Source organism: Agarivorans sp. TSD2052, from assembly GCF_023238625.1.
Lineage (GTDB): Bacteria > Pseudomonadota > Gammaproteobacteria > Enterobacterales > Celerinatantimonadaceae > Agarivorans.
The window spans coordinates 3,285,773-3,298,059 of the sequence record NZ_CP096670.1 but is presented as its reverse complement, the minus strand read 5'-3'; the positions used below and the strand labels follow the sequence as shown (position 1 = coordinate 3,298,059).

The 12,287-nt window shown below is 45.2% G+C and carries 12 protein-coding genes and 1 pseudogene; 6 read left to right on the top strand and 7 right to left on the bottom strand.

All coding sequences use genetic code 11. The features are described from left to right. Nucleotides 1-30 precede the first annotated feature (30 nt). The 4 genes from M0C34_RS14985 to M0C34_RS14970 all read right to left on the bottom strand — a co-directional run bounded on the left by M0C34_RS14985 (nucleotide 31) and on the right by M0C34_RS14970 (nucleotide 4,133). Nucleotides 31-348 carry a hypothetical protein gene (locus M0C34_RS14985; RefSeq protein ID WP_248712485.1) on the bottom strand — a complete coding sequence of 106 codons (318 nt, stop codon included), beginning with the start codon at nucleotides 346-348 and terminating at the stop codon, nucleotides 31-33. A 5-nt stretch (nucleotides 349-353) separates the two neighbouring features. Continuing rightward, nucleotides 354-992, bottom strand: a complete 639-nt coding sequence (locus M0C34_RS14980; protein WP_248712484.1) for a hypothetical protein — start codon at nucleotides 990-992, stop codon at nucleotides 354-356. A gap of 287 nt (nucleotides 993-1,279) precedes the next feature. Continuing rightward, nucleotides 1,280-3,247 (bottom strand): alkyl/aryl-sulfatase, encoded by a 1,968-nt coding sequence (locus M0C34_RS14975; RefSeq protein WP_248712483.1) that lies wholly within the window; start codon nucleotides 3,245-3,247, stop codon nucleotides 1,280-1,282. 214 nt (nucleotides 3,248-3,461) lie between these two features. Next, nucleotides 3,462-4,133, bottom strand: a complete 672-nt coding sequence (locus M0C34_RS14970; RefSeq protein WP_248712482.1) for a zinc metalloprotease — start codon at nucleotides 4,131-4,133, stop codon at nucleotides 3,462-3,464. On the opposite strand from M0C34_RS14970, the gene M0C34_RS14965 reads away from it, so the two are divergent. Further along, nucleotides 4,132-4,311: a hypothetical protein gene (locus tag M0C34_RS14965; RefSeq protein ID WP_248712481.1), complete on the top strand. Its 180-nt coding sequence runs from the start codon at nucleotides 4,132-4,134 to the stop codon at nucleotides 4,309-4,311. The genes M0C34_RS14970 and M0C34_RS14965 overlap by 2 nt on opposite strands. 110 nt (nucleotides 4,312-4,421) lie before the next feature. On the opposite strand, the gene M0C34_RS14960 is transcribed toward M0C34_RS14965, so the two are convergent. Both M0C34_RS14960 and M0C34_RS14955 read right to left on the bottom strand, forming a co-directional pair. After that, nucleotides 4,422-4,979: a VC2662 family protein gene (locus tag M0C34_RS14960; protein WP_248712480.1), complete on the bottom strand. Its 558-nt coding sequence runs from the start codon at nucleotides 4,977-4,979 to the stop codon at nucleotides 4,422-4,424. A gap of 154 nt (nucleotides 4,980-5,133) precedes the next feature. After that, nucleotides 5,134-6,096, bottom strand: a complete 963-nt coding sequence (locus M0C34_RS14955) for an AraC family transcriptional regulator (protein ID WP_248712479.1) — start codon at nucleotides 6,094-6,096, stop codon at nucleotides 5,134-5,136. A 268-nt stretch (nucleotides 6,097-6,364) separates the two neighbouring features. On the opposite strand from M0C34_RS14955, the pseudogene M0C34_RS14950 reads away from it, so the two are divergent. Further along, nucleotides 6,365-7,060: pseudogene (locus M0C34_RS14950) on the top strand (Rossmann-fold NAD(P)-binding domain-containing protein); the annotation flags it as partial. A 185-nt stretch (nucleotides 7,061-7,245) separates the two neighbouring features. Here the strand turns inward: M0C34_RS14950 and M0C34_RS14945 are convergent. Then, nucleotides 7,246-8,130 (bottom strand): LysR family transcriptional regulator, encoded by an 885-nt coding sequence (locus M0C34_RS14945; protein ID WP_248712477.1) that lies wholly within the window; start codon nucleotides 8,128-8,130, stop codon nucleotides 7,246-7,248. Nucleotides 8,131-8,231: 101 nt separating this feature from the next. Here M0C34_RS14945 and M0C34_RS14940 point away from each other — a divergent pair, with 101 nt between their 5' ends. From M0C34_RS14940 to M0C34_RS14925, 4 genes are all read left to right on the top strand, one after another. Continuing rightward, nucleotides 8,232-9,617, top strand: coding sequence for an MATE family efflux transporter (locus M0C34_RS14940; protein ID WP_248712476.1), 1,386 nt, complete (start codon nucleotides 8,232-8,234; stop codon nucleotides 9,615-9,617). A gap of 51 nt (nucleotides 9,618-9,668) precedes the next feature. After that, nucleotides 9,669-9,914 carry a hypothetical protein gene (locus M0C34_RS14935; RefSeq protein ID WP_248712475.1) on the top strand — a complete coding sequence of 82 codons (246 nt, stop codon included), beginning with the start codon at nucleotides 9,669-9,671 and terminating at the stop codon, nucleotides 9,912-9,914. A gap of 519 nt (nucleotides 9,915-10,433) precedes the next feature. Next, entirely contained in the window at nucleotides 10,434-10,952 is a 519-nt protein-coding gene (locus tag M0C34_RS14930; RefSeq protein ID WP_248712474.1) for a TetR/AcrR family transcriptional regulator, read from the top strand. After that, nucleotides 10,949-11,992 (top strand): alcohol dehydrogenase family protein, encoded by a 1,044-nt coding sequence (locus M0C34_RS14925; protein ID WP_248712473.1) that lies wholly within the window; start codon nucleotides 10,949-10,951, stop codon nucleotides 11,990-11,992. Before M0C34_RS14930 ends, M0C34_RS14925 begins: the two co-directional genes overlap by 4 nt. The last annotated feature ends 295 nt before the right edge of the window (nucleotides 11,993-12,287 follow it).

Sequence of the window (12,287 nt, the reverse complement as noted above, 5' to 3'; positions counted from 1 at the left end):
GTAGCAAAATGTGAATGCTAAGCTGTTTGGCTAAGGCATACCTAGCCACTGCTGAAGCAATACGCCCATGTAAAACTGATAGTTTACCGGGCTTCCTTCTTGGTAAAGAACATATTCACCATGAAGGAAATACTTGGTTATTTGACCATTGTGATTAACCATGATTTCACAGTCGGGTTGTACCATTATTGGTCTAACACGGCGAGTCCTTGTAGCAACCAAATTACTTATCCATTGGGTGATAAAAGTCCCTCTAACTCGCTTTAACTCGTCTTCAAACAAGGCTTGTTGAAACGAATCCAAGGTGATTTGATTTGGGGTATTAAACTCTTTAATAGTTATAGCCATAGTGCTCACCAGTTACCATTTTTAAAACTAGCCCAACAGGCATTGCCTGTGGCGTTAGTGCCTCCAGGATACTTAGTCCACCTTGTTTTGCTCCACGGTGGAAGTGACCAGCTAAAGTTGTATTCGGTAAAGCTATCTACAATGTCTTCATTGCCCTCAACATGAGTCCCGCTGAGATAACCTTTAGAGCCGTACACTTTTATTTTGTGGGCAAAGCTGCTGGCATTGTAGGGCAAGGCATTGGCGAGTTGCTTAGCAATGGGACCGACTTGCGCGGGGTTGGTGAGTCGGGTTGTTCTGGGGAGCCCGCTATTGCAACCCGATAAGTAAATACTGGCCTCGTCACACCAATTGAGGGTCTTGAGCTGGGCTGCCCATGTATTCACATCAACACGCGACATATCATTGATAGAGATAGGGTTACCGTGGGCAGTTATTTCTAGCGTTTTTAAGCAGGGGTGGTCTGGGTCTATGGTGAGCAGTTGATTAATTTTGGTAATTAAATCTGCCAGATTGTCATAACCTAAAATGACTTCCCAAGAGCTTGGGGCATTACGTACTAAGCGCGCCTCAATACCATCGTATTCATTTTGAGAGTCCCAGCCGCCAGTGTAAGGCGCGATTACGTTTAGTTCAGTTGGCATTAGTTAACTCCGTTTCCGCCTATTATTGTTGCTGTAACGATAATTGGAGTGGTAACTAATTTTAGTTCAGTGATGCTAGAGCGTAGCGCTAAGCGAGAAGAACAATGCTTGGCACGTAAACTTTCTGCTACATAAACGATGTTTAGAGCGGGTTATCCAGATAACACTAGCTCGTAATAATTGATGGCTAATCGGGGCAATTAGGGTAGCAGGTTATGAGAAAAATAAGGCCAGCAGTGCGCTGGTCTTATATTTTTAACCTTAGTTCGTAAGAGAGCGAGTAAAGCTTAAGGCGTAACAATATTAAACCAGAAGTTGAACTCATCTAGCATGGCCAAGAAGCCATCAAACACCGCTTTGTCGCCGTTTAGTTTGATATCACCATTGGCGATGGCGTCGTCAAAGCTAAGCTGTTTAAGCTGAATATTGTTCATAGTTTGCATGCTTAAACTCAGGCTCACATCGGCTTTAGCCGCTTGTTTTTGGGTGTGGTTAAGCACTGCGTTTTCTACGGTTAAGCTGTGGTGGCTATCGATATCGGTAAAGTCGATATTAATGGTGAACTGCTTGCCAGCCGCTTTGTCGGCAATTAAGCGCACCGCTAAATAATCAAACAGCATATCTGGAGTCATTGCTCTGATGGTGTCTGGGGTGGCAGTTTGGGTGCCGCCCGCACTCGGCACACCGTTGCGCAACTCATAAGCTCCTTGCAAGTAAACAGAGCGCCACGGGCCCGATTCAGCTTGGTAACCAAGCTGCTCGTAAGCGTCGGCTAATAGTTCTTTGGCGGCTTGGCTTTCAGGGTTGGCAAATACTGCGTGTTTCATCACTTCTGCAACCCAGCGGTATTCTCCTTTATCAAAAGATCCCTGAGCTTTTTCTAATACCTGCGCATCCCCCCCCATAAATTCAACGTATTTTTTAGCCACCATCTCTTGGGGTAAGTTATTCAGATCAGATGGATTGCCGTTGTACCAGCCCATGTAGCGTTGGTACACCGCGCGGCTATTGTGGCGTAAGGTGCCGTAGTAACCGCGAGTTGGCCAGTTGTTTTCAAGCTCTGGGGGCAGGGTGAGCATTTCGGAAATTTCTTCACCGTTGTAACCTTGGTTCATTAAACGAACCGATTGATCGTGGGTAAATTTGTAAATATCTCGCTGTTTTTTGAAATAAGGCACAATGTTGTCGTTGCCCCACAGCGGCCAGTGGTGGCTTTGAAACTTAACTTCAACCGTATCTCCCCAGCGCTCGATGGTTTCGTTTAGGAAGCTTGACCACTTAAGCGCATCACGCACTTGGGCGCCACGTAAGGTTAAAATGTTGTGCATGGTATTGGTGGTGTTTTCAGCCATCCAGAGGGCATTCCATTCACCAAACCAAGTATTCATTTCTGCTGGAGCCTCGGTGCCAGGAGTCATTTGAAACTCCATGGTTACTCCATCAATGGTGATCTCTTCACCGGTTTTGGTGACCTCGTGGGTAGGCAGCAATAAACCCGCTAACCCGGTAGAGGTGGTCATACCTAAGCCGCCATTTACGCCGCCCTTGGCATTGCGTGGTAGCAGCGCGCCATACATGTAAACCGCGCGGCGACCCATGGCATTACCGGCAATCACATTTTCTGATACCGCGTGTTCGGTAAAGTGTTCGGGCGCTAAGATTTGAACCTTACCTGCTGCGACCTCTTCTTTGGTGGTTAAGCCTGTGGCACCGCCGTAGTGGTCAATGTGGCTATGGCTATAAATAATCGCGACTACTGGGCGTTCGCCCAGTTTTTGGTTAACTAAATCTAGTGCTGCTTTGGCCGTTTCGGGCGAGATAAGGGGGTCAAATACTATCCAGCCGGTATCGCCTTTTACAAAGGTGATGTTAGATAAATCGTAAGAGCGTACTTGGTAAATATTCGGGGTAACTTCAAATAAGCCGTATTGGATCACCAGTTGGGCGTTTCGCCAAAGGCTGGGATTAACTGTGTCGGGGGCGGCTTTATCAACACTAATAAATTGTTTGTATTGTTCCAAATCCCACACTACCGTGCCGTCGGCAGATTTAATGGTGAGCGTATCTGGTTGGGCGATAAAGCCACGTTGAGCGTTTTCAAAGTCTTCGGTGTCATTAAAAGGTAGGGCTTCTAGTACGGCCGCATTGGCTTTCTTGGTGAAATCGGAAGCAGGTTTTGCTTCGGTTGCCGCTAATACTGGTAGCGCCAGCGCCCATGCTAGCGCACTGACAAAAGATACTATTAATCGTCGCATTGTGCCTTCCTTGGTGGTTGGGGGATAAATGGGTTTGAATAAGCGCGAATGCTAGCCTTCATTACGCTAAGCGATGGTTGTTGCAAGTAGGTCTGTTTATTAAGTGCTTCAATAGATACAAGTCATTGAGTATTGTTGTTGATAACCAGACCCGCAAGTTTTTATGAGAGATTAATACGCTTACAATTATTAAGCGTTTAACTTAATGTGTCACCTAAGCAAAGGCGCTAAGCTGTTGTTTGCGCCACGTTACCAGCAGCAATATCAACATAAACAAACCGGCTGACACGGGCTCACTCACACGGCTGGCTTCGGCCACGATTAATACAGGGGTTATGTCTATCCAAAAACTGCTATCGTCACTTTGTACCAGTGGACTACGGAAAATCCGTGTTACTTCGGGTTCGGTAATTAGCGTGCGATTATTCAAACCTGGGTTCATTAAATAGCTACCCGCTAAGTGAGGTAAACCTAAGTTATGACCCAGTTCATGTGCCAATAACTCCCCTCCATAACGCCCCGCCGCAAATGAAGACTCCACCACAAAATCATTGCCAAAATACTCACCACAACCAACGATACTTCTAGAAGTATTGTTGCCACAGGCGCTAATGGTGTCGATATAAAAGAAGTTAACCACATTGGCAGGCCCTAAATGTTGGTTAAATAGTTGGCTAACTTCAGCACCCGTGGTGATATCTAATAGTTCAGGAAAAACTAACTCAGTGGCTGTGCCAATTCTTATATCAATAATTCTGTTGCCAAAACTAGCTTGAGAGTAGATATCGTCTAGCGCGGCTTCATTGGTGGTGATAAATGCGGCATAAATAGAAGGGGCAATCAGTAATAAACAGCTACATAGAATCCCTCTTACAAAAGTACTCATGCTTTGTGCCTTATTATTGTTTGGCTTGTCATTAACTGTAGCAGAGCGCTGGGGAAAAGTGGTTGGATCAGATGTGTGTATCGGGGGGGGCAGTGTTATTTATGATGATTCGCCAAGTCATGATGAGGCTTCAGATGGGCGTTTGCTGCGCTATGTCTTGGTGTTGCTCATCCATTGATTGCCGCTGATGTAGGCGGGCTATATTTAAACACTTAGCAATGAGCGTGGTTAATGGTCTTGGCTATTAAGCCACGCTCATAGTGTTTTACTCTATATATCTAACTGAGCTTATTTAGCAAAGTTAAAGATAGGGAAACATTTGAAAAAGCCGTTATCTGCGCAATTAATTAAACCAATTTGCACACCATCAATTTCTTTCGTCATGTTAAATACACCTAACTGGAAGTTAGATTTATCTGAAATACTGGCGAAGCCTAGATCAGCTTTGGTGTAGCCTTCTGAGTAGTTTACTGCACTCCAGTTTAAGCCATTCACGTCATTAGTAATGTTTACTGCGGCCAAGTTAATACCTGTTGTAGTGCCGGTGTTCCAGTTAAATAAACCTAAAGAAGCACCTTTCATCTCTTCTGTTACTTTCGCGCCGCCAAAAAATAAACCAAAGTTAATGCCGGTAGTACGTTTAGTTTCAGACATGCCTAGCACTGAAAAATCTACCCCTTTCACTTCATCTACTTGTCCATGAAGAACCGACAAACGAACGCCTTCTACTGCATCCGATTTAGGGGCGTTGTAACCATTAATGGTTGAGAACATAACGGGAGAGCTTGCCAAAACAGGGGCCGATACTAGGGTGCTTAGGGCGATGGCTGCGATAATTTTTTTCAAAGGAAAAGTTCCATTATTGACATAGCGATTTCAAATAAGGCCATGTATTAGTGAGTTAAATTTTGCGCAGTATACCCCAGAACCTACGAATTGAAAGATGAGACTGCTTATATTAAGTATTCGTAGCATACCTGCGCGGCATAAACGAGCGCTGTTAATTCAGCGCTACTTTGCCGGGAGGTACGCCTATTACCCGTTTAAAGGCGCGTGAAAAAGCAGCTTCAGATTGATAACCCAGAGCGTCGGCTAACTCAATTAAGGGGACGCGTTGGTGTTTTAGTTTTTGCTGGGCCAACTGCATACGCCATTGTGTAAGGTAATTCTTAACGCTATTTCCCATTAGTTGGCTAAACCTTGCTGAAAAGCCAGAACGCGACATACCACATTGTTGCGCGAGGGTGTCTACTGTCCAGGCTTTGTCTGGCTGGTGGTGAATCGCCTGCAGGGCAAGGCCAATCTGTTTATCGCGCAATGCGCCAAGCCAGCCTTGGTTCGCTTGAGGCGAGTGCTCTAACCAGTGGCGAATTAACTGAATCACCAAAATATCGGCAAGGTGGGTAATAATGGTTTCGCCACCCGGTTTGAGTTGTTGAGCTTCAGAGGTGATCAGCGCCAAGCTGCTATTTAGCCAGGTTTGCTTAGTGCTTTCTAGTTCGTCTAAGATCAACAAAGGCGGCAGTTGTTGAATCAGTTGCAGTGCCGCTACCTGGTCAAAACCTACTACCCCACAGGTGACTTCTGTGCTTTCACCTTCGCCGCTAATCTCTAGTGTTTCATAGCGCTCGCTAACTCGTTTAACGCCCGCCTCAAACAGTGGGGTAGCCGCTAAACCTAGCTCGCTACTCATGCTATGGCCATGACCATGCGGCACCAGCACTAAGCTGCCCTGGGTGAGTAATACCGGTGCTTCATCATCAAGGCTTAACCAGCATTGGCCTTTATTAACGATATGAAACATCATTTTTCCGGGTAATACCGGCATCGCTAAAGACCAACGACCAAAAAGGCGAGAGCGACAATATAAGCTACCGTCTACTCGAAGTTGATGCAAAATCTCCCCTAAGGGATCGTTGGCCTCGGGAAAGTGGGGCTGAGTAACACATTGTGGGTCAATCATAGGCGTATACGGCCGATATAGACGAATAGTTAAAAATTGTAGTCAAAGTGGTATTAAACATCCAGTTTATTTCGCCAATACTAAGCTCGTGGATAAGCACCCACTTTTGTTAACTATTGCTAGGAGCAAACTAATGACTACATCTACCACCTTAATTGTTGGCGCAAACGGTAAAACCGGTAGCCGAGTAAACACGTTATTAAAAAATGCAGGTATGGCGACACGTGGGGTATCACGTTCAAGCTAACTTTCTTTTGACTGGCTCAACCCTGAGACTTGGCTAAAGGCTATGCAAGGCTGTGACTCAGCTTACGTGACCTACCAACCTGATTTGGCCGTACCCGCCGCCCAAGCCGCGATCAGTGAATTTATCAAGCTGGCCAAGCAAGCAGGCATTCGCCACATTGTATTACTATCGGGGCGTGGTGAAGAAGGCGCTCAACGCGCAGAGCAGCAGCTAATTGATAGCGGCTTAAGCTGGAATGTTGTGCGCGCCAGTTGGTTTGCCCAAAATTTTAGCGAAGGCTTTCTAATCGAGTCTGTGAACAGTGGCCACGTTGCCTTGCCGCGAGCTGACGTGTTAGAGCCTTTTGTTGATGTTGATGATATTGCAGAAGTGGCAGTCGCGTGTTTAAGCACTCCTGCATTACACAATCGTTTATTTGAAGTGACCGGGCCAGAGTTGTTGAGTTTACGAGAATGTGTGGCGCTGATTGCTAAGGCTAAGCAAAGCCCCATTGAATTCACCGAATTAACCGTGCAGCAATTTGTTGGAGCCTTAAAACAACAGCAATTTCCAGAAGATATGTTGTGGCTTATGAGCGAGTTGTTTACTGAAGTGATGGACGGTAGAAATAGCCATTTATGCCAGGGCGTAGAGCAAGCACTTGGCCGAGCACCAAGGTCTTTTGTCGATTATGTGAAAACGGCGGCTTTACAAGGGGCTTGGGGGGCAAACAAATAGTGCTCACTTAGCGCAAATATTGGCGTGACTGGTTTAGGTCAATATCTGTGAGCTCTTAGCAAGGCAACAGCACAAAAGGTTGAGTTAGACGCGGTAATTCATACTAGTAACACATGAGTTACCGCAAGCGCTTAAGTCACGCTCTTTAAGTTGGTCATTGAGTGGCAGCGGGGGCTGATATGCCATTAGCTATCATTACTGATTAGTTTAAGCAGCTCAGCGACTAACCAGGTGCTAAGTTTGCTATCTGGGCTATCGCAGCGCTTTACTATGCCTATTTCAAACTTCATATTAGCCAATAACGAATCACAGTGAACCACTTGAATGGCGCCTTCAATCCAGTCATTTTGGGCAATATGTTGCGGTACGATTGCCCAGCCTTGGTTTTTTGCGACTAATTCACTGATTAAATAGAAACTATCTACGTACCAGTGGCTTGGGCTTATTGGTGTAGAGCTGCCAAGGCCTTCACGGTTGCATTGAACAAGTTGTCGATACTTTTGCAAATGCTGATAACTAATTGACGTTAACTTGGTTAAAGGGTGCTGCATGCCAACAATCAGCACCAACTCAACGTAACCTAAAGAGCTAAACATTACATTATCGGGTAGGGCTTTTTGGCTAAGCATTAAACCAATATCTAGTTGTTTATTTTCTATCGCCGCTGAAATATCGTCTTGAGTGCCGTTGGTTACAGTAAGTTGTAAATAGGGGAACTGTTCGCCTATTCGCATAAACATTGAGTGAATGGCTTCAATGGGGATAGCTTCATCAATGGCAATTTTTAAGGAGATGGGCTCTTTATTCGCAGCGGTTAAAGCACGTGATTGTAGTCGGTGACATTGTTCTAGTACTAGCTGCGCTTCCGGCAGCATTTGTTGGCCAAGAGGCGTAAGCACTGGCAGCTTGGCACTTCGGTCATAAAGCTCGAAGCCTAAATCTGCCTCTAAGTTAGCAATAGCAGTACTCACCCGTGATTGCGCTTTGCCTAGTTTGCGAGCCGCGGCTGAAAATGAGCCCAATTGGGCTGCGCTGACAAAGGCTTGTAGCTGATCAATACTCCAATTCATGGCCATCCCTACTTATTATCTATCCGGTATGCGGATACAAGCTAATTATTAAGTATCTCAAAATCAAATATAATTGTCGTTCTTAATTCTGAGTGAATGGTATGTCGCAATCTATTTCAATCTCTAGCGAACAATCAGTTAGTGCCACTTTTTGGCGTTTCGCTATTCCGTCGGTAGCAGCAATGCTAGTGAGTGGTTTATATCAAGTTATTGATGGGATTTTTGTTGGCCGCTATATCGGCACTGAGGGGCTTGCTGGCATTAATATGTCTATGCCTATTTTGGCGATAGTGATAGGCGTAGGTTTAATGATTGGCATGGGGGGTGGCAGCCTACTGTCTATGTATCGAGGTGAGAAAAATATCACTGCGAGCAAATGTAGTTTGGCTTCAGCCTTACTACTGGTGGTGTTATTTGGCGTGTTACTCAGCTTGTTGCTGCAGTTTTCTGGGCCAACTTTAATCACTTTGCAAGGTGCCGCTGATGAGACTCAACTGATGGCGCATCAATATTTAAGGGTGATGTCAGCAGGTGCTGTGGTATCTATCGCGGCTAGCGCCTTGCCATTATTGCTAAGAAACGATGACAAACCTAATCTAGCCACGCTATTTATTGTGTTGGGAGCGTTGTTAAACATTGTTTTGGATTATGTGTTTCTTGCGCATTGGTCTTTGGGCTTACGCGGCGCGGCTATTGCCACCTTAATTGCACAGGCAACAACGAGCTTATGCTGTGTGTATTATTTCTTTTCGGCTCGTGCCAATACGCCGTTAAAGGGCAGTCGGTTTGAGTATGCTAGTGCTGTACGTATGTTACAGCTAGGTTCATCAAGCTTAATCATGTTTGCTTACTTTGGCTTTGTTATGGCCTTGCACAATAAGTTATTCATGACTTATGGCTCGGCAACTCACCTTGCGGCTTTTGCCATCGTCGGTTACCTAGCAAGTATTTATTACTTTTTTGCCGAGGGGCTAGCGACGGGCCTACAACCTCCAGTGAGTTATTACTTAGGTGCAAAGCAAGTCCACAAAATTGGCCAAACGGTTAAGTTAGCCTTTACGGTTACCGTGGGGTCGGGTGTTGCTATGGTCGCCTTGCTAAACCTGTTTCCCGATTGGTTCATCTGCTTGTTTATGAGCGATGATGAAGCGCTATTGCAAGCAAGTAGAACGGGGTTACGTTGGCATCTAGCAGGCATATTTTTAGACGGGTTTTTGTTTATTAGTTCGGTGTATTTTATGGCGGTGGGTGAAGCGAAAAAAGCATTGTTTGTATCCTTAGGTAACATGCTCATACAGCTTCCGTTTTTATGGTTGTTGCCACAATTTATGGGGATAGAAGGGATTTGGGTGTCAGTACCTTTATCCAACCTCGTGCTCGCTGCTGTGGTTTTACCGATGTTGTATTTAAATCTACGAGATATTAAGGCCAAGGCAGAGGTATGGGTGCCCATAAGCAGTGCGCCTGAAGTCACTCGTGTCACATAGCAATGAGCAAAGACATTATTAAGTAATTAGTTTAAAAAGGAACCCTTACAAATGACTGGGAAAAGTCTTGCCAATTATGAACAAGAGTTAAAATGGTTGGCGTTGGTATTAGGTATAATTAGCACAGTTGCAGCGGTACAAGACTGGTATCCACTTACAATATTTGTAAGCCTGCCATTTTGTTTGATATGGATTTATTGTGCTTGGCTGCATACCGAGCGGCAGCTTAAATACATTAATATCATCTTTTCTATTTTGTATGTGTACGGAATTATTCGTTACTTAGTTGTTGGCTAAATCACTCACATCTCATCATTTGCGGTGATCTTTTACAGGGGCGAGTTAGCTTTATTGCGGTGTTGCCCTGCTAAAAAGTGAATACCATTTAAAAATATTCTGATTTATATCAAATGCTAGCTTGGTTATTTAAGTAGTCTCTTGAGAGTTTTGAGTCTCAAGGAATAGAGCATGAGTAAATGTGGGCAGTGCCGCCAATTCACCCGAACAGCAGCCAATCAAAAAGATCTGTGTGGCGCGTGGGAACAACCTACTATCGCGACACGAGTTGCTTGTGACTTTTTCTCGCCTAAAAAACCGCTTAGGCATTTACAGGACAATAATATTACCACTAGGTAATGGGGTTGTTCAGGTTTCGTGCTTCTTTGCTTATCACTCCCTCTCAGTCAATTGTGCTTGTCATGACAATTAACAGCCTGATTTTTACTATATGTAGCAGACAGGAACTGTCCGATTGACCTAGGTAGAATGTTTATTCTACAATGCGGGTAGAGTAAACGTTCTACCTGGGTGAAGTTAATGATTCAACAGCAAATATCTGCGCGTTTAGAAAAAGCTTTCAGCATGTTTGGCTTTACCGAGCCAAACGTTGCCAAGCTTAGAGCCGCCTCTGGCGTGAGTTTAAGAACACTTTATCGTTATTACCCTTCAAAAGAGGCGATGGTAATTGCTGCGCTGCAGCACCGCCATCGTCGTTATATGGGCTTGCTAATACCTGAGCAGGCAGAGGCGGGGCCTTCCGCTATTATGACTATTTTTAAGCAGCTTGAAACGTGGATGAGTGTGGATGCGCCGCATGGTTGTATGTCTATGAGCGCGCTGGCCGCTTACCCCAAAAATCAGCAAATTATTGATGCGGTTAAACAGCATAAGCAAGAAATACAGACTCTATTGCTTGAGTTAAGTGGTTGCGAACAATTAGCCTTACAGCTATTTGTGTTACACGAAGGGGTCGCGATGTCTTGGCCTATTATTGGCAAACAAAGTACCCAAAGCGCTCAACTCACCGTGCAACAACTTTTAGGTAAACAGCGATGACGTCTCTCCCTACCACTATGCGTGGCGTGCAGCTAACCGGCCATGGCGATATTGATAAATTACGAATCGCGAGGGATATTCCGATACCTCCTTTAGGGGCTGGCGATGTACTGGTAAAAGTCGCTGCCGCCGGAGTAAACAATACCGACATTAATACCCGTATTGGCTGGTATTCAAAAAGTGATGCCGCTGATGATGCTAGTTGGTCTAGTGAAGCACTTTGTTTTCCGCGTATTCAAGGGGCTGATGTCTGCGGTTATATTGCAGCGGTAGGTGAACGGGTAAACAACAATAGGATCGGCGAACGGGTACTGATTGAACCGTGTTTAACCGAAGTAAACGGCAGCCAACTAGAGCAAGCTTGGTATTTTGGCTCAGAGTGTGATGGCGGCTTTGCTGAATATACCAAGGTAGCATCGCGCCATGCCTACAAGGTAACCAGTGACTTGTCTGATACTGAGCTGGCCTCGTTTCCGTGCTCGTATTCAACCGCCGAAAATCTACTCACTCGATCAGCGGTTAAAGCCGGCGAGCGAGTGCTTATTACTGGCGCATCGGGTGGGGTAGGTTCAGCGGCTATTCAATTGGCTAAAGCTCGCGGTGCTTATGTATTGGCGGTCACTAGCCAAGACAAACAGCAAATGATTAGTGAGCTAGGTGTAGATGAAGTATTGCTTAGAGAAAACAAGCTCAGTGAGAGTGTGCCAGCCAACAGCGTCGATGTTGTGATTGATTTAGTCGCTGGCAAGCAATTTCCGCAGTTACTAGAGGTGCTTCGTTCTAAAGGCCGTTATGCGGTATCGGGCGCGATTGGCGGAGCCATGGTAGAGCTAGATGTAAGAACACTTTACTTAAAAGACCTGAGTTTTTTTGGCTGTACTGTCATTGAGCCGCAAGTATTTGGTAATTTGGTACGGCTTATTGAGCAACAACAAGTACGTCCTTTACTCGCTCATACCTTTCCTTTAGAAGACATTGCGCTGGCGCAAGCTACCTTCTTAGAGAAAAAATACTTGGGCAAAATAGTGCTCAAAATATAGCTGGCTTGAAGCTCAAAATAATCTGCTCATCAAGCCTAGGCGTTAAACATAGCCCTGTAAATTGTCGCGGTGAATTGGTCAGCGCGACAATTTAGCCTTTAGCTGGCACACAGCAGAATCACAGCTTTATATTTCATTAGCCTTTCATGAATTTCGTAATTGGCTTTAGTTAACTGTTTTTCATGCTAACGAATATTGGTTTTTCCATGTAGCAAACACACAAGCCAGATCTTTGTTGATCGGGGTCAATTCACCTGTTACTGACTTCTCGCGCACACTGTAGATATTAAAAAAC